General features: G+C 45.2%; 12 protein-coding genes. 6 read left to right on the plus strand and 6 right to left on the minus strand.

All coding sequences use genetic code 11. The annotated features are described in order from the left end of the window. Positions 1–150: 150 nt before the first annotated feature. The 3 genes from V7K42_RS22890 to V7K42_RS22900 form a co-directional block, all read right to left on the minus strand. Positions 151–2,031, minus strand: coding sequence for an ABC transporter ATP-binding protein (locus tag V7K42_RS22890; RefSeq protein WP_334919587.1), 1,881 nt, complete (start codon positions 2,029–2,031; stop codon positions 151–153). Positions 2,032–2,678: 647 nt separating this feature from the next. After that, positions 2,679–3,677 carry an aldo/keto reductase gene (locus V7K42_RS22895; RefSeq protein WP_334919588.1) on the minus strand — a complete coding sequence of 333 codons (999 nt, stop codon included), beginning with the start codon at positions 3,675–3,677 and terminating at the stop codon, positions 2,679–2,681. A gap of 242 nt (positions 3,678–3,919) precedes the next feature. Then, entirely contained in the window at positions 3,920–5,458 is a 1,539-nt protein-coding gene (locus V7K42_RS22900) for an amidohydrolase family protein (RefSeq protein WP_334919589.1), read from the minus strand. 57 nt (positions 5,459–5,515) lie between these two features. Here V7K42_RS22900 and V7K42_RS22905 point away from each other — a divergent pair, with 57 nt between their 5' ends. Next, positions 5,516–5,665 (plus strand): hypothetical protein, encoded by a 150-nt coding sequence (locus V7K42_RS22905; RefSeq protein ID WP_334919590.1) that lies wholly within the window; start codon positions 5,516–5,518, stop codon positions 5,663–5,665. Between the two features lie 33 nt (positions 5,666–5,698). On the opposite strand, the gene V7K42_RS22910 is transcribed toward V7K42_RS22905, so the two are convergent. After that, positions 5,699–7,063 (minus strand): LLM class flavin-dependent oxidoreductase, encoded by a 1,365-nt coding sequence (locus V7K42_RS22910; RefSeq protein WP_334919591.1) that lies wholly within the window; start codon positions 7,061–7,063, stop codon positions 5,699–5,701. A 906-nt stretch (positions 7,064–7,969) separates the two neighbouring features. On the opposite strand from V7K42_RS22910, the gene V7K42_RS22915 reads away from it, so the two are divergent. Next, positions 7,970–8,107, plus strand: coding sequence for a hypothetical protein (locus tag V7K42_RS22915; protein ID WP_334919592.1), 138 nt, complete (start codon positions 7,970–7,972; stop codon positions 8,105–8,107). A 92-nt stretch (positions 8,108–8,199) separates the two neighbouring features. Here the strand turns inward: V7K42_RS22915 and V7K42_RS22920 are convergent, their stop codons facing one another. Further along, a complete protein-coding gene (locus V7K42_RS22920; protein WP_189525147.1) occupies positions 8,200–8,613 on the minus strand; it encodes a hypothetical protein in 414 nt (137 codons plus the stop codon). A gap of 585 nt (positions 8,614–9,198) precedes the next feature. Between V7K42_RS22920 and V7K42_RS22925 the strand changes: the two genes are divergently transcribed. Both V7K42_RS22925 and V7K42_RS22930 read left to right on the plus strand, forming a co-directional pair. Then, a complete protein-coding gene (locus V7K42_RS22925) occupies positions 9,199–9,765 on the plus strand; it encodes a PadR family transcriptional regulator (protein WP_334919593.1) in 567 nt (188 codons plus the stop codon). Further along, positions 9,766–11,148 carry a carotenoid oxygenase family protein gene (locus tag V7K42_RS22930; RefSeq protein ID WP_334919594.1) on the plus strand — a complete coding sequence of 461 codons (1,383 nt, stop codon included), beginning with the start codon at positions 9,766–9,768 and terminating at the stop codon, positions 11,146–11,148. Positions 11,149–11,484: 336 nt separating this feature from the next. Here V7K42_RS22930 and V7K42_RS22935 read toward each other — a convergent pair whose 3' ends face one another. Further along, positions 11,485–17,397: a translocation/assembly module TamB domain-containing protein gene (locus V7K42_RS22935; RefSeq protein WP_334919595.1), complete on the minus strand. Its 5,913-nt coding sequence runs from the start codon at positions 17,395–17,397 to the stop codon at positions 11,485–11,487. A 265-nt stretch (positions 17,398–17,662) separates the two neighbouring features. On the opposite strand from V7K42_RS22935, the gene V7K42_RS22940 reads away from it, so the two are divergent. Then, positions 17,663–18,109 carry a DUF3110 domain-containing protein gene (locus tag V7K42_RS22940; protein ID WP_334919596.1) on the plus strand — a complete coding sequence of 149 codons (447 nt, stop codon included), beginning with the start codon at positions 17,663–17,665 and terminating at the stop codon, positions 18,107–18,109. A gap of 67 nt (positions 18,110–18,176) precedes the next feature. Beyond that, positions 18,177–19,142 (plus strand): N-acetylmuramic acid 6-phosphate etherase, encoded by a 966-nt coding sequence (gene murQ / locus V7K42_RS22945; RefSeq protein WP_334919597.1) that lies wholly within the window; start codon positions 18,177–18,179, stop codon positions 19,140–19,142. The last annotated feature ends 12 nt before the right edge of the window (positions 19,143–19,154 follow it).

A 19,154-nucleotide genomic window follows, 5' to 3' on the forward strand; every position in this document is an offset into this window, starting at 1 on the left:
TCAATTAGATTCTTCCTCCCCTGCTTCCCCTGCGCCCCCTGCCTCCCCTGCTCGCCAAAGCGATGGGATATTTTTTTAGTTGGAAGTCCCTTACCTTTCCTGCACAATCTTTGAATTAAATTTGTAAGCACCTTCAAGTTGTGGCAAATGTCAAGCAATAATTCCCTTTTGAACATTATCTGTATTAGTACGAACTTCATGTATGCGTTCCTCACCAAGATTTTCTGGGAGAAATCCACCTGCTTGCATTTTCCATAACCTGTGGTAAGCCCCGCCGAGTGCCAGCAGTTTGGTATGGGAACCATCTTCAATAATGCGACCTTTGTCGAACACCAAAATCCGATCTAGATGGACGATGGTAGATAGTCGATGAGCCACTACAATGACCGTTTTTCCATTCATTACGAAGTCGAGGGTATCTTGAATTGCTTTTTCGGTGATTGAATCAAGGCTAGAGGTAGCTTCATCTAAGATCAGGATCGGTGCGTCTTTGAGAATTACCCGTGCGATCGCAATCCGCTGTCTCTGCCCTCCAGATAACTTGACACCACGTTCGCCCACCAGAGAATTGTAACCATCCTGACTTTGGATGATAAAATCGTGAGCATTAGCCTTTCGCGCCGCCTCGAACACTTCCTCATCGGTTGCATCTAAGCGTCCGTAACGAATATTTTCTAGCAAAGTGCGATGGAACAGAGACGGATCTTGAGGAATCAAACTGATTTGAGCGTGTAGAGCATCCTGAGTCATATCTCGAATATCGACCCCATCAATGATAATCTGTCCAGATTGGGGGTCGAACAAACGCAGAATCAGATTAACAAAGCTGGATTTTCCAGAACCAGAGAAGCCCACTAATCCTATGCGCTGTCCCGGTTGAATGGTGACACAAAGGTTGTGGAAAACTTTCTTCTCCTGGGAGTAGTTGAAGTTCACACGGCGAAATTCAATCTTACCTTGGGTAATTGGGTGGGCGATCGCGCGATCGCTATCAATCAACTCGTGGGGTTGAACGATAATCAAAACACCATTGGCGACATTGCCGATATGTTCAAAAAACTCCAGAAAGCGGCGGCTCAAATTTCGCGCTTCACTGATGATTAATAGCGACAGGCTAGTTGCTACAACAAAGTCAGCAGTAGCGATCTTCCCTTGACTCCAGAGAGAGAGCGAGTAATACAGGGTGCTGATTTTCAGAATGGCTGCTGAGATGAACTGAAACCAGCGAATTCGCTCCGAGTACCAATTGGATTTTCTTACCTGTTTGATTTCGCGTCCTAATTGCTCATTCAAATAGCGTCGTTCAAAACCCAAACGGGCAAACAATCGGCTACTGGTAAGATTTGTTACTGCATCTACAATAATTCCAGTTGTCTCACTTCTAGCGGCTGCGGCTTTTCGGGAGTAAATTCGGCAGCGAGTTGCCAGCCAGAACGAAATACTGATGAAGAGAACTGCCCATATCCCCACGAGTGCAGCCAACGGAGGATAGGCGCGATACAGTATTGTCGTGGCGACGGTATACACAACGATTACTGGCATAAATTCAGTAATCATCATTTGCATGGTCTGAGTAACACCTAGAGAAGTTTCGCTAATCCGATGTGCCAATGCCCCGGAAAAACTGCTACTCATGTAGCGATGGGAATGATGTTGCAAGTAGGCATATAGCGATCGCACAATATGCTGTCGGTGGATGGGATGAAGGATGGTTTGCAAGAGTCCAGCCGATCGCCCGAATACCACTTCACCTACACTCAAAGCGGTGAACAGCATCAGGGGTTGCCTCATGGCATCAAAAATGGGCTTGCCGTCACCCGTTGATTTCGTCACGCCCCGGATGATCTCACCAATGGCATAAGGCAACATAATGCCACAGGTTGCGTGCATTACCTCCAGGAGCGCCATTAACACATACCACCAGCGAAACTGGTTAACGAAATACAAAATGAACCTGAATGGAGTTGATGGCAGATTTGGTGCATCAGCAGCACGTTGAAAGGATTTGAATTGTCTGGTCTTTTTCTTCATGAGAAGCAATCCACTAGCTGAGTAATTCGTAATTCGTAGTTAAAAGAGTCAGATTGAATCTAGTTTTTTATCTATTGGTTAATTTTTTAGTATTAGAGGTTGAATGAACAAGTATTTCGCTGTAATTTTAGGCACTCTTAGATCCCCCCTAACCCCCCTAAAAAAGGGGGGAACCGGAATCAAAGTCCCCCTTTTTAAGGGGGATTTAGGGGGATCTAGAACTTTTAATACCGACAAGAGGACTTTTCAAACATCCTCTTAGCTCGACTTTATCCATTTTTACAAAACCCAAAACCTAGCTCTGAAACCCTTGTATAAAGCTAGTTTTAGTTTTTGTACTTGAGGGATAATCTGTGATATAGAAAAAGTATTTGCCAAAAAACCAGGGTTTTTGCCGGATAAAGAAAGCGAGTTCTTAATTTTGGATAAAGTCGAGCTTAGGGTAAGTTGTTTTATGGTGTTAAATAAAATCATTTGTAATTAACAAATTATGTGGATTTAAGTCCACTACTTGTAACAGGCGGCAAGTTTTATATTGACGTATAAATCCTCCTTGTAAACTGAATTACGAATTACGTTAGCGTAGCGGTAGCGAGTCCGCGAGCGTCATTACGAATTACGAATTATTGTCCTCACTCCCTTAATCCCTAACGTAGAGAATCTCCCCTGCGGTATTCGGCGGTTATGTCGTCTAACTTTTGTTTCAAACTATCGTCGAGTTTTAGTTCCACTGCCTTAAGGTTGTCAGCAAGTTGTTGGGGGCGGCTAGCGCCGATGATGGGGGCAGTGATAATGGGATTAGATAAAACCCAAGCTACTGCTAGGGTGGTGAGAGAAAATCCGGCGAGATCCGCTACTGTGCGTAAAGCCTCAACAGTATTGAACTCGCGATCGTGCCAGTAACGATCTTGATAACGTTCTGCGGCAGCGCCTAGCGTGAAACGTGTATCGGTGGTAGGGCCTTCAGCGAGAATGTGTTTACCGGTGAGCAGACCACCCGCCAAGGGATTGTAGGAAATTACACCCAATCCTTCTTCTTTCGCTAGGGGTAATAGTTCTCGCTCAATTTCACGGAACAACAGGTTGTAGCGGGGCTGAATTGAGATGAACTTGGTTAGATTGCGCGTCTCGGCGCGACCCAAGGCGCGGGCGAGTCGGTAGGCTAAAAAGTTGGAAACACCGATGTAGCGCACTTTGCCAGCACGAACTACTGTATCTAAGGCTTCCAGAGTCTCATCTAGGGGGGTGGAGGCATCGTCAGAGTGCAATTGATACAGGTCGATATAGTCGGTTCCTAAACGTCGCAGGGAAGCATCGATCGCATCTAAAATATGTTTACGTGAAGCCCCTTGATCCCAAGGTGCAGGGCCAACCCTACCGACGCACTTAGTAGCTAAAATAAAATGTTCGCGTTTGCCTTTCAGCCAGCGCCCAACGATTTCTTCGGTACGCCCAGCAGTAGCAAGTCCGCCGCCAAGTGGATAAACATCGGCTGTATCTAAAAAGTTAATTCCGCCATCGGCGGCAGTATCGAGGATATCTCTAGAAGTTTCTTCGTCGGTCTGCAATCCAAAGGTCATAGTGCCAAGACAAAGGCGGGAGACGGTTAATCCAGTTTTTCCGAGATTGGTTGTTGGTAAAGTCATGGGTATGGGAATTGGAAATGGGGAATTGGAAATGGGGAATTGGAAATGGGGAATGGGGAATAGAGAAAACTTTTCTTTTGTCTCTCACTTCCCAGTCCTAGACCCGGATTTCTCACAAGGGTGTGGGAGGTTTGTTGCTTTTTTCTATCTCCCACACTCCTTGGATTTCTCACAAGTGAGAAATCCAGGCTAGATCGTCGGCGCGTTGGAATGAGAAGGAATAATTACGAATTACGAATTGTTTACGCCACCACCAGGCTCTGATCTACTTGGTTAAATTCAGTCTTACCTACCTTAGATTCGATCGCAGTACCCTTGAAGAATTCGGGGTTAGCTTGGGTGTAAAACTTGTAGGGATTAGCGAATACATAAGATTTAAAGTCGGCTTCAGAAATAACGCCTTCTTGAACCAAATCCCAACTTTCAGCCAAGGGTGAAGTCAAATCTGGCACATCCCAGTGACCAACATCGGAGGAATAGATGGCGTTGATCTTGACTCCCAAGGGGTTGGCTTTGTCATTGAATGCCGTCGCGATGGTGCGATCGTCTGACTCGGAACCAAAGAAGAAACTGTTCACCCAGCGATCGCGGATATCTTCAATTGTTTCAATGCCTGCTGCTGCAAAATCATCCAATTCGCTACCAATTGGCGCACGGCTATGACGGCTGAATGAAGCTCCCAGTACAGTCTTAGTCAATTCATCCTTATCTAGGGAATGCCCTTGAGTAACTTCTGCACCGTAGCGTTCAAATATCTCAAATAGCTCATCGGCATTTGTCAACGCTGGATTGTAGTTTTCCAGTGCCTTGATATTGCGCTTGGAGAAACGATCTACCAAATGAATGTAGACGCGGGCACCCCAATCTGAACCACCTTCAAGCATTGCTACGCGCAATTGTGGAAAACGCTTGGTAACACCACCGAAGAACAACGCCTTCGCAAATGCTTCTGAACCATCGGCAAAGTGACCAATATGATTGTTCATGTAGTTACTTATGGAAGAACGTCCAGTCCAACCCTGACTGCCGTAATGGGTGGTGACGGGTACGCCTAATTCCACGACTTTCGCCCAGAAGGGATCGTAGTCGTATTCACTATCTAGTCCGTAGAAGTCGATATAAGAAGCATACTTGGCGATTTCGGGGAATTTATCGGCTGGATATTTATCAGCGATCGCTTTAATCGGTCGTTTCACACCGCCAGTAATATTAATTACTTTTAAACCAAGTGTTTTTACTGCAAATTCTAGCTCCTCAATGCCTTCTTCGGGAGTAGTTAATGGGATACCAGCTACCGGTGTCAGGTGATCGCTATATTTCCGGTAGATATCAGCATGATAGTGATTGACCGCCCGTTGCAGTGCCTGACGATTCTCTGCACTGGCTCCAGCCGGTGCTAGGACATTATTCGGAAACAGCACCGAATAGTCCGATCCTTGCTCCGCTTGACGTTCATAGAGGAGTCCGGGGAGGGTGTAAGTAGCGAGATCCAGGGTATTTTTGGTAACTCTAGCCCACCAAGGCGATCGGATGGTGCGGTTGTATTGACGTTCTTCAGGGGTTTGTTGATACCAGTCCTTACCGTTACTTTTGGAGTTGAGACGGGAAGCTTCGGTTTTACGTAACTCGTCTACGAGCTTCACACCGCCATACTTGGCAATGTAATCTTCAAAAGCTGGGGTGAAATCATTAGTGTGAACGTCGGTGTCAATTACCGGATAATCAAGGGTTGCTCTGATTGCGGCGGAGCGTGAGGTCTTTAATCGGCTATATTCAGTCATGTTTTTATCCTTTAAAAAATTACAAGGTTTTCCTAGCAGGGTTAGATGCTGGTTAGTGTGTTAAGACTTACGCAAGAACTCTCTGAAACTTTTATTTCTCCGTGTCGCGCCAGTTGCTTCAAGTCGGGGAACCGCAAGGGCGCACTGGCTTCTCTGCGTCCTCTGCGGTTCGATTCCGGGCGGCGACCTACAGAAGGTACGGTTTAAAAGGTATAACTTAAGCATCTGCAAAAAATTTATTTACGCCAACACAAGGCTCTTGTCCACTTGTTTTGCTGCAAAACGATTCACCGGACGACGCAATCCCAGGTTTTCACGCAAGGTACTACTCTCGTATTCGGTACGGAACAGTCCGCGTTTTTGCAAGATGGGAACGACTAGGTTAACGAATTCATCCAACCCTGTAGGCAGGATTGGCGGCATGATATTAAAGCCGTCTGCTGCACCGTTGTTGAACCATTCTTCTAACTGGTCGGCAATGGTTTCGGGAGTACCAAGGATGGTGCGATGTCCTCGTGCAGTCGCAAGAGAAAGATACAACTGACGCAGTGTGAGAGTGTTACGAGTCGCCAAATCTCTGACTAGTTTGAGACGACTCTTATTTGTGTTGGTGTCGCTGGGTAGTTCGGGAGCCACATCATCTAGAGAATATTTCGACAGATCGACACCTTTGTAATAGTTCTTTAAAATCCCCCAAGCCACATCGGGATGAATCAGCGATTGCAGGAATTCGTACTTCTCTTGAGCTTCTGCTTCGGTACAGCCAATGATTGGGAAAGCACCAGGCATAATTTTTAGGTCGTCTGGCGATCGCCCATATTGTGCTAATCTCCCTTTGACATCAGCATAAAATTCTTGGGCATCAGCTAGGGTTTGATTGGCGGTGAAAATCACCTCGGCAGTGCGTGCAGCTAAGTCCCGTCCCGATTCAGAGGCTCCGGCCTGAACGATAACGGGGTAGCCTTGGGGCGGACGACCAACGTTTAAAGGGCCTTGGACAGAAAAATATTTGCCCTTATGGTTGAGTGTATGCAGTTTATCTGGGTCGAAATAGACACCAGATTCTTTGTCACGGATGAAAGCATCATCTTCCCAGCTATCCCACAGACCTTTCACCACTTCCACAAACTCTTCAGCGCGTTCATAACGCTGGCTATGTTCTGGGTGATGCTCAAGTCCGAAATTACGGGCAGCGTTCTCATTGCCTGTGGTGACTACATTCCAGCCTGCCCGGCCGTTACTCAAGTAGTCCAAAGAGGCAAACTTCCGAGCCAGGGTGTAGGGTTCCTCATAAGTGGTTGAGGCGGTGGAAATGAAACCGATGTTTTGGGTAACGGAGGACAAAGCCGAGAAAAGAGTGACTGGCTCGAAATGGGCCATTTTACCGTTGCGATACTGAGTTCCGGGAGCGTCACCCCACACTCCTGGGCTATCTGCGAGAAAAACTGCATCAAACAAGCCGCGTTCGGCAGTCTGGGTAATCTCCTTATAATGCTCGAAATTCAATCCAGCATCTGCTTGTGCATCAGGGTGTCGCCAAGAAGATATGTGATGACCGGTGGCTTGAATGAATGCACCTAAACGAAACTTGCGTGTTGTACTCATAAGCTTTTTTATTTTCTATAATGCGATCGCTGATTTGCGTATAGCCAATGGCTTTTCATGTAACATCAGCGATCGCTTGGCTAATTCCTAACTGTTTGTCAAACCCTTATGGCTACGTGGCAAGTGTCTAATGAGTAGACAACATGTATGCTTTCAACTGCTGATATCCACCCAAAAAATACTCAGATGGCAGATTGGTAAAATCCTTTCCATACAAAGCTTTGGGCTAGCATTTACTGCTAACTCAACACTGAAAATTAATAATGGAATGCTTTTAAAGCAGCTAAATTTACGCTTCAGTTGCTCTATATGGAATGAAATAACCAAACATGTAAGTTAGGTTAATACCACAGCAAAACTAGGGTTGCTGCTACTTGGCGCTCGAATTACCATAAATTTATGTGGCAATCTAACTCCGCACATAGAGTCTACACGATGCACACAAAAAAATATGTACTGACAAACACAATATCATGAAAATCTAATTATTAGATAATCTAATATTAAGTATTGCAAACTAATCGTTCGATATCTCAGATTAACTGTATTGTTTGCGATCGCAGCTAAATAATTTGATGGCGGTAGAATGGAGCATTGGTGAATATGGGATGAAATTCTTGCTGTTGGCTAATATAGCTGGGGACTGGGGGAGCAATGCGATTTTGTGAGCAGGGGGAGCAGGGGAGGCAGGGGAAGAGAAAGAAATAAGTGTATTTATAGCTATAAAGGTCGTAAAAATACTAAAGTTTTCTCTTCACTCCCCTTGCTCCCCCTGCTCCCCCTGCTCCCCCTGCTCACAAAATCGCATTGCTCCCCCTGCTCCCCCTGCCTCAAGAGCTCTTTTCACGAGGATCTCACTTTTTCGCGTTGCTCCCGGGGACTGGGGACTGGGTGAAAAGTCTTTTTGTGTCTAAGTTTCATCATCTGTTTGTTGATGTCCTAACCACCAAGGCTGTTGCTATAAAAATAGCTAGAGCGATCGCTCTAGCTATTGGTGTACAATATTTACTCAAATCAGCTTCGGAAACTGTGAGCAATGCCTGATGATACGGTTCAGTGGAAATCACAGCCTCTCATACTTGGCTAAGTATCTCTGCAATTCCCGCCTTTTGCAACTTAGCTTGATATAGCCACCCTTACACCTTAGTCATGAGAAACTTTGATATTTCCGCATGTGCCAACACAGCAGCAGGTTCGCGCTGGAGAGCGTTGTAATACTTTCTCTCAAAAGTATTACCCGTTTCTAACGGTATAATCAGCGTGCGGACATCAGCAATCAACTTTTCAAAGTCGTCCATTGATATTGGTTCATCTGCTTCGAGCATTTCATCAACTTGCACAACCACCTCAGAAATGCGATGTAGCCAAGCAAATTGTTCGTGAGCAATAACTAGCTGAAGAAGTTCTCCGCTTGATACTCGTCCACTAACCTGTTCGTAGGCAATGCGTTCTGTGTCCAGCAACATCTTGTGAAGGTGGAGTAATTTGTTGCGTAAATCGCGTAGATATTGATGTTGACGTATTCTTTGTGAAAGTGTATTTGAAGTCAATGTTATTCATCCTCTGGTTACAATAGTCTTTGTTGGTAAGCTGAAAAACATCTAAATTCCATAATCGAATTAAATCAAACTCTTGTGGGGTGGGCAACATGAGCGCTCTAATTATGCGAGATTATTTGTGAAACAGCTTATTCATCACGAATAGAATTTAACGAATAACTAGTTTGTTGAGCGATCCGCTAGCAATAAGTAGCATATTGAATGGTGGCGTAAACGCTCCTTGCTTTCTCTTCAAAAAGCTCTCCTCTCCGTAGAAGTACAGAAGCGCTCCTCAACAAATAATTCGTAATGATCCTCTTTACGAGTCGCTGTACGAACGTAATTCGTAATTAAAGTTTCAATTTTGCTCAACATCCATAGCCACTTCCTCACTGTTTTGTGCAAACAGCACTATTAACCATCTGCCCAACCTCAATTTATGTATTCGGTTTCTTTGTTAAGACGCATTACAATCAACATATCTTTTTATAGCAGTTATATCTTATATTGGATTAATCATATATTAGCATAAAATTATAAGAAGTACATAATGTAAAACCTATTGAGGAAATGTCAAATATGGGAAAACTGTATTAAATGTCCCTAGCATACGTAATTCTAGGTTTTCTTCAGCAGCAAGAAATGACGGGCTACGACCTCAAAACGAGCTGCTTCGATCGATGTATTGCCCATTTGTGGCCAGCAGACCAGGCACAAATTTACAGAACTCTTGATAAGCTAGTGGAGCAAGGCTGGATTACCTGTACAATTGAGATTCAACGCGATCGCCCCAACCGCAAAGTCTACAGTGTAACGGAGCCAGGAAAAGCCGAATTAGCTCGATGGCTTGAGACTCATCAGCCGTTACCAACTCTAAGAGAACCTTTGCTTCTCCAGTTACACTTTGCAGATCAGTTGCCGAATGAAACTATCATTTACCTACTAGAGCAACAATTGGCGGCTCGAAGCAAAAAGCTTGCTGAATGTGAAATTATTGATTTACCATCACTTAGTGATGAGTCTGCCAACCGCGAACAGGTAATGCAAAGGCTGGTACTGGAGTTGGTGATCCGTAGAGAACAGACTTACATTGATTGGTTGAAGATAGCAATCAATGTTATCAGTCAGCAAAAGCCATGTACATCACACTACCAGATTTTATAAATGGCAACAATAGCAGTCAATCCGTATCTCGATCGCAATTTTGCTCCAATCTGTGAAGAAATCACCACCGACAGATTGCTAGTCATTGGTGAATTACCCCTTGACTTATCCGGGATGTTTGTACGGAATGGCCCTAACCCTCAATGGACACCCATCGGTCAATATCACTGGTTTGACGGAGATGGGATGTTGCATGGTGTACAAATTAGCAACGGCGTAGCGACTTATCGCAACCGCTACATCCAGACAGCCGGATGGAAAAAAGAACGAGAAGCGGGTAAGGCTTTGTGGACAGGATTTTTAGAACCACGACGAATAGATAATCCCCATGGCCCCCGCAAAAACACTGCCAATACTGCCTTAGTGTGGCACGCTGGTCAGATGTTGGCGCTGAACGAGGGAGGTAAACCTCACGCCATCAAACTTCCTGAATTAGATACTATTGGTGAGTATACCTACAATGGCAAGCTGATTTCTGCCTTCACAGCCCATCCCAAGGTAGACCCGGTTACAGGAGAAATGGTCTTCTTTGGCTACTCTGTGTTTGCGCCACCGTACCTGCAATATAGTGTAGTCTCTGCACAAGGCGAACTGTTGCGGACAGTGCCAATCGACCTGCCTATAGGAGTGATGATGCACGATTTCGCCATCACTGAAAACTACACGATTTTCATGGATTTGCCATTGACTTTTAGTGTCGAGCGATCGCAACGGGGAGAACCCATTATGATGTTTGAGCGCGATCGGCCCAGTCGTTTTGGAATTGTACCACGTCATGGTGACAACAGTAATATCCGATGGTTTGAAAGTCCTGCTTGCTACGTCTTCCATACCCTCAATGCTTACGAAGATGGCGATGAAGTAGTGCTTATTGCCTGTCGTATGAGTTCTACTACTGTTTTGAGTGCTGATGATTCGCAACCCGACCCAGAAGGAAATATCCCGCGCCTGTATCGCTGGCGATTTAACCTCAATACGGGGACAGTGCGTGAAGAAATGTTGGACGATGTAGCCTCAGAATTTCCCCGCATCAACGAAAATCTATTGGGGCGGCAAACCCGATATGGCTACACTAACAAAATGGCGAATAGTCCCCTACCTTTATTTGAAGGCATCATTAAGTACGACTTCAGCAGTGGAAAGTCCCAAACGCACGAATTCGGACAGGGACGCTATGGCGGTGAAGCTGTATTTGCGCCGCGTCCTGGTGCAATTGCTGAGGATGACGGTTGGCTTGTGACTTTCATCCATGATGAGAATTCAAATACTTCAGAATTAGTATTGGTGAATGCTCAAGATTTAACAGCTGAACCTGTAGCGCGGGTGATAATTCCTCAACGAGTACCTTATGGATTTCATGGTACTTGGGTTGCTGAAGAATAGGGGATTAGGTATTGGGGACTGGGTAAGAGTACGAAAAAATGATGTTCAAGGCTTTGACCCTTCCCAAATTTTTTTCCCAGTTCCCAGTCCCCAGTCCCTAGTCCCCAGTCCCCAGTCCCCGGGAGCAACGCGAAAAAGTTAGATCCTCGTGAAAAAAGCTCTTGAGGCAGGGGGAGCAGGGGGAGTGAAGAGAAAACCTTAGTATTTTTTACGACCTTTATAGCTATAAATACACTTATTTCTTTTTCTTCCCCTGCCTCCCCTGCCTCCCCTGCTCCCCCTGCTCACAAAATCGCATTGCTCCCCCAGTCCCCAGTCCCCAGTCCCCAAAAAACCTTAAAACCGCGTTTGATACTCGACTACTGCACGACTATCATCGGTTAAATTAGTGGAAGCACGCACACGAAATTCATTGTTTATCCGGTAATTAACACCCCATTGGAAGGGGTCATTAGTTGTTAAAATTTTGATACTGGAAACAGATATTTTGGAAGAAATATCAACTCCCGCCTCGGCTGCTAATTCCAAAGTTGAACTGCTCCTTCCCGCTTCGGGATTATCAGAAATAACGGTAGGAAATATCCGCAGTTCGCTTAAGCCAAAGGTACTCCCAATCTGGTTAAAAGCTGACTGAAAATTGTTGAATACAGCTGAACCTGCGATGTTAATTAGACCCAGAGTACTGTCACCACGTCCTTGGGTGTCTACAAACCCACCTCCTAAAAGAGCAACAATTTCGTTTTGACTACGTGACGGACTGCTTGTTAGTTCTAGATTTTCATTTAGTTTACTAGCCAGGCCGTTGATAATGGCTTCGACTCGAACACTTTCTAATGCTGATAAACCCGTGGAATTTACCCGACTGAAATCATTACTTTGAGTAACATCTAGTACTTTGGCAAATAGCCGAATATCTAAGTTGGGATCGCGCGGTTGGGAGGGACTAAAAGTTGCGGTGTGTGTATAGCCAGAAGCAAGGTTAAATTGGGTAGTAAATAAATTCACGCCACCTTTTTCTAAGCGAATAGTGCCATCAGGTACTGGCTGATTGATTAAGCCATTAACAATGAGATTACCACTGGCACGGAAGTTGAGGATTGGGGGACGGGTAATTTGGACATTTTTACCGAGTTCTAAATCTAGATTATTAAATCTAGCGATACCTGACGGCAACGCATTTCCCTTGCCATTTTCAATTTCAGGTTTACTCTGCTTATTCTCTTTTGTGGGTAATACACCGAGACTACTATTTCCAGATGAACTAGCGTCGGTAGATTCTGCCAGCAATACCTGACCGTCAAATAAACTTACTTTACCGCCAATTATGGGGTTAAGGGCAGAACCAGTAATCTGCAAATTGCCACTAGCGCCTCCTTGGTAAAGTCCCTTGAGATTCAACGCCAACTGTTCGAGATTAACAGTCAGGGGATTGTTAATAGTCACGTTCTCATTGTTGAAAATGGGAATTGCTCCAGCAGCTTCCACCTTCCCACGGCTAAATCTACCTTGAAGATTTTCTACTAAGATGCTGTCAAAATTAAACAATACTCTACCTGTGACATGTCTGAGCTTACCTGGCAAAGCCTGGGCTGAAAAAGTAGCATCATTAATCGTAGCAGTTCCATTTACTTCGGGTTTTTGCAGTGTTCCCCGTACCTTAAGGTCTACTTCTCCTTCTCCTTTTTCAAATACTACTTGATTAGTCAATGCGTTTAACAGTCCCAATCCCTCGTTTTCCAACTTCATATCCAAACTGATTTGCTCGCTGTCTGATGCCACAGAAGCAAAAGGCAGTTTATAAGGTATGCTGCCAGTAATATCAACAGGTTTTGGTCCAGCAACTGCTACACTACTACCAAAGTCTAAGCGGCCGTTGGCATAGCTGAAACTTGCCCTTGCTGACTCTATTTTGTTCTGATTCAATAATCCTTCTGTTATTTGCAATTCCCCTCTAGCTTGGGGATTAGCAATGCTGCCGGCTATTGCTGCTGTACCATTAAGATTCCCTGTAATTCCAACTGGCAGTTTGACAAAATTATTCAGTACTTGTACCGGAAAATTATTCACCCGGAACTGTCCAGATTGTTCATCACCGCCAACATTACCGGTGAAGGCAATCAGCCTATTTTCAGATTCAAGCCGTAAAGGTCGCAAACTCAAAACACCGTTCTCAAAGCTGCCTTCGGCGATCGCTTTATCAGCAGTATAATAACGATTTCGTTCTTCCTTTTTACCCCAGGCAAAGTTTTGTCCATTCAATTTAAAATCCACTGATAATCCATTGGCTGTAGCTGTATTTACAGCCACTTCGCCGTTGAAAGTCCCCTTTAAGTCTGCTAAATCTGGTATTGGTGTGGAATTAAGTCGCTGTTCTTCCTGTTCTTCTACCAAAGTCGCAATTTCAGAAAACCGTTGGATTTGGGTGAATAAAGGTTGATTTGGCGCTCCTTGGGGGTTGGTGGTTAGATCCTCTGCTGTGCCGTAGATTTCTGGTGAACCACCAGGTAAATTTTGTAAATCAAATATCTGTGCTACAGCCAGAACATCTTGGATCTCTCCCTGGTTGACGTTCAGTTTACCTTGTAGTTGAGGGCCTTTGGGACTTTGAGCAAAAGTACCGACAAGAGCGTAACTACTTTTGCCTTTGACAAATTCGCTACTGGCAAGTGTGCCTTTACCGTTACCGTAGCGGAATTGAGCAGCTATTCGATCGCCTTTAAGCCGACCAATTTGTGGATTAGCGATCGCTAAATTCCCCGTAGATGCCAATGTCTGCTGATTAAATAGCAAATCCCCAGTTAACAAACCAGCGATCTTTCCAGCACCCAATCGAGTTATTGGTGGCGGAGTCAAATTCAATATTTGTAAGGGGAAATTTGCAACTTTGAGTGCCCAATCATTCCCTTGAACATTACCTGTAGCTGATGCGTCTTGCCATTTGACTAAGAAAGATTTCGGGCGATTATTGGCATCTAAATTAAAGGCCAAGCGATCGCTATTTCCTGCCAAGTTCAAATTTAACCCGCGTCCCTGGGCTGAATCAATATTTCCAGTTAACAATGGCTCAAAAGCAATATCTTGAACAACCAAGTCTCGTAATTTAATTTGCCCTACCACATTTGGTAAAGGCAGCTTACCAGTGATTTGACCATTAAAATCTACTTTCCCCGCCACAGCAACCTGATTAGGAAGATTGATCGGTAACTGTTTTAAGTTGTAATTCTGCGCTTGGACGTTGAGATTTAGGGCAGTAATTTCCGGTATGCCCGTTCCCCTGGCATTAGCTAATATGTTACCAGTCACACTTAAACCGGGAGCAGTTGCTCGCTCAATGGTAAGCCTTTCACCACTCCAAGCGATCGCAGCCGTCAGAGGTTGCTCAAGCCCAGGGATACCTTGGGATAATTGCACTTGTCCAGCCGCCCGCACATCCGCTAACTTAGACGATCCAACAGTGCCAGCTAATTGTAACTGACCGCCAAATTGACCCCGCAATTGCTCATTGAACCGATTTAATTCCACACCAGAAGCATCAACTAGAGCTTGATAGCGACCATTAGCCAATTGGATATTAGAAGCTGCGATCGTTCCACCTGCAATATTCAGCCGTCCTTGACCGCTAGCTTGGATAGTTTGCGGTTGGAACGACTCAACAGAACCCGCTACGTTTGCTTGACCAGTTAACGTCCCTCTAAACTGGGGTGGTACTGCTGCCAACTGCTGTAACGGGAGATTATTTGCCTGAACTTGGGCCTGGTATACACCGTTAGCCACTTGGATATTAGAGGCTGTAATTGTCCCACCCCCGACATTTACCCGCGCCTGACCGCTAGCTTGGATAGTTTGCGGTTGGAAGGATTCAACAGAACCAGCCACGTTTACTTGACCAGTTAACGTCCCTCTAAACTGTGGTGGTACTGCGGCCAATTGCCGCACAGGAACATTATTCGCTTGAACTTGGGCCTGGTATACACCGTTAGCCACTTGGATATTAGAGGCTGTAATCGTCCCATCTCCGACATTTACCCGCGCCTGACCGCTGGCTTGAATAGTTTCCGGTTTAAAAGAATCAACAGAACCCGCTACGTCGAACTGACCAGTTAATGCCCCTTGAAACTGCTTTGGTACTTTTGCCAACTGCTGCAACGGTACATTATTTGCCTGAACTTGCGCCTGATAGACACCATTAGCCACTTGGATATTTTTAGCTGTAACTGTTCCACCGTCGATAGCAAGACTACCTTCACCACTGCTACGGAGGGTTTTCAGGCTAAAATTATCTCTGTCACCTGCGATTTGAAATGTCCCTGCCAAAGGATTATTTAAAGCTGGGGGAGACTGTTTTAATATTTGTCCCAACCGCACACCATTAGCTACAAGTTGAGCAGAAAAGCTTTGTTCTTGCAGTTGGACATTAGAAACTGTAACTGTACCACCACCAATTTGAACTCCTGCCCCTTCACTGCGAATCGTGGCAATTTTAAATGGTGCTGTGCTACCTGAGAGGATAAGACGACCATTAAACTGTGCCTTTGCCAAAGAGACATTTTGCAGTTGACTTTTGTCTACAAAGGGTTCCAATTTTACCCCAGAGGCAACAGCCACAGCTTGCCAACGCTCATTAACATAACTCCCAGTTGCCTGGACTTTACCATCGCTGACATTAAGAGCCACATTGCGGAAAGAGACGATGCGATTTGGAGAAATCGCAACTTCACCAGTTCCGGGGTAAGTTCCGTTAGGCGCTTGGAATTGTACCGAAGTTTGGACATTGGTAGAAGCACCAGTTAATTGAGCTGTAGCTGAGACATTGCCGATTTGGAATGCGGGCGTTGTTCCATAAACTTTTGCGATCGCATCCCCTGGAACATTCTTGGCAGCGAAATTTAAATCCAGTCGCGGCGTTTTACTGAGTTTAATTGTGCCAGCACCAGTAATATCACCACCAACTATGACTTTACCTTGAATATCTTTGAGGGTCAGTAAAGAGGAACTAGAACTAGTAACAAGCTCAAATTTACTACTGATGCTCTTAAAATCAACTTTGTCAATCCGGGCAGTTTTTATTGTGGTAACTGAACCTGAGAGAATTGGCTCTTTAGTCGATCCGGTAATCAGCAAATCTGCTTGTACTTGTCCAGCGATCGGTATAGGTAGTTTTACCTTCAGAGTCTCCTGGGCATTAGCCAAACTCACGGCATTTACGCGCCCTGCCAACTTAAAGCCTGCTTGAGTGTCGATGATTCCTGTAGTCACCACAGGAATTTTGCCGTAGTTGGTAGTAACGTTATTTAAGTGCAACTCTGTTCCCTGAAAATGGAGATTTCCCTGGCTATTGCTTAACAGTTGCGGTACTTTGGGTATTTGAAGTGTTACCCCTTGCACAGCAGCATTGCCATACAATAAAGTCTGCTGTCCTGGTGTCAACCGAACTAACAAGTCGCCATCGGCTCGACCCGCCTGTAAGTTCACTGGTAACTTAATTAACCGGGTAATATCCGCAGCGAACAAATCTTGGGCTTGCAACTGAAAATTGCCTGCCAGCACCTTAGAACGTGTCTCTCCCTGAATGGAAATATTGCCACCACTGTCTGCTTGCCCCCCCACTTCAAACCGGATCAACTGGTTGTTTGCCAAAAGTTGGGCAGATCCATTCAGTTGAGAAAATGTTACCGGGGAGGTGGGAGACGCAGAAGATATTCCTCCCCCTGCCTCCCCTATTCTCTTGTGCGGCATCAACGCCAACTTGGCGTTGCGAAACCGCAGGTAATCCAAATCAGTTTTAATGGCACCGCCTTCACCTGACGACGCGATGCTAGTGGAAACCCAGCGCTCTTGGTTATCCTGTTCAATATAAATATCTGGATTGACTAAGGTAACATCTAGCTTTAAATGGCGGTTAAAAATTAGTTGTAACAGGTCAAAACCCACTTCTACAGTTTCGACTGTAGCCCGATCTGGATCTGTGGGTGTAGCTGGGATAGATGAAGCCCCAAACTGCACTCCCATCAAGGAAAATTGTGTGACTCTTCCCAGTTTTACCGGACGATTGAGTGTAGTAGTCAGACTCTGTTGTGCCAATGGTGTTAACTCTGTTTGGACAAAAGTCCACAACCGCCAAATACCAACGATAACTCCTAACAGTAAAAGTCCGCCCAAAGCAACACTACCCCGCCTCAACACCAGCAACCACAGACGCTTGCGGATAGGGCATGGGGAGTGAGTATCTTGATTGGGAGATTTAGTCATTTGCTTTCACTGTATTAATTGCCGGATGTCGCTGGCACACACAAGCATTAACTGACACATTGATTCAGTATGCCATTTCCAGGATACGCCAACTAAACCCAAGACCCCACTGGTTGAGTTACGGTATTTGCTTCATCCAATACTTATGCTTCATAATATTGGCCTTTTCAGGTAAATCTGATCTGAATAAAGTGAAAATTGTTCCTTTGACTTTCGCACAGGGACAACCTAGAACTTTAATATGAATAGAATTTAAAAAAGACAGATGATTACACCAATGCGTGTTTTTGTGTTGATTTTTAATGCTCGAACGGAAAATGAGGGGATTCACACGATTCGGGAGGGCGATGCCAAAGGCGGCAAGCTACGCAATAAAATTCTGATGTTCGAGTCAGAAGATGACGCGACGCGCTTTGCTCTAATGCTGGAAGCTCAGGATTTTCCCGCACCGACACCAGAGCCAATGGATGCTGAGGAAATCAAGGAATTTTGCGAAAGTGCTGGATATGAATGGGAAATCATCCCAGAAAACAGCAATTTAGTTGTCACTCCCCCAGAACTGAACGTGGAACAAACTGACTGGCAAGTAGATACCCAGAAGGAGGATACTGTTGAAGACACCTTCCCTCTCAATCAACAGCCACTAGAAGAACCAGAATTATCTGATTCTGAACTAGAGAAGATGCGTCGCAAATTGGAAGGATTGCTGTAATTAGTCATTAGTCATTAGTCATTAGTCATTGGTCATTGGTCATTGGTCATTGGTCGCTAACTGACTAATGACAAAGGATAAAGGACAACGGACAACGGACAAAGGACAAATGACATTGCAAGAACGCGGGCATCTTTTAACCGAGATGGTAAATTCTAACAGTCTTAACTTAGACCAGCTTAATTCTCTGGAATTAGTAGAACTGTTTAATAGTGAAGATCAAAAAGCAGTCGCAGCTGTTGCGGCGGCGAAAGTTCAGTTGGCTGAAGCAATTGATACCACCGCAGCGCGTTTGCGCCACGGGGGACGCTTATTTTATATCGGTGCAGGCACAAGTGGTCGGTTAGGGGTATTAGATGCTGCCGAATGTCCACCTACTTTTTGCACGCCCCCAGAATTGGTACAGGGGATTATTGCTGGTGGTGCGGGTGCGCTGGTACGCAGTTCGGAAGATTTAGAAGATAGCATTGAAGATGGCGAGGCTGCGATCGCTGGGCGACACATTACCCAGCTAGATGTTGTCGTCGGCATTACTGCTGGTGGCACAACACCTTATGTCCACGGTGCCCTTCACGCTGCTCGTCAACGGGGAGCCAGTACTATTTTTATCGCCTGTGTTCCGGCTGAACAAGTTAGCTTTGATGCCGATATTGACATTCGCCTATTGACAGGGCCAGAAATCATCGCCGGCTCAACTCGCCTGAAAGCTGGTACAGCCACGAAGTTAGCGTTAAATATCCTTTCCACTGGAGTAATGGTTAAACTAGGTAAGGTTTACGGCAATCGGATGGTGGATGTAGCAGTAACAAATCAAAAGTTACGCGATCGCGCTTTGCGAATTTTGCAAGACCTCACAGGTTTAAGTCGAGAAGCTGCTGGTTTTTTATTAGAACGCAGTGGTAAATGGGTTAAGCTAGCGCTATTGATGCACTGGACTGGTTTGGAAAAAGACCAGGGCGATCGGCTTCTTTCAGAACACCAAAGTAATCTTAGAGCAGCTGTTATCAGCTATCAAAACCACAACCAATCTTAAAAAAGTTTTCTT

The sequence above is a fragment of the Nostoc sp. genome (assembly GCF_036917455.1).
Taxonomy (GTDB): domain Bacteria; phylum Cyanobacteriota; class Cyanobacteriia; order Cyanobacteriales; family Nostocaceae; genus Nostoc.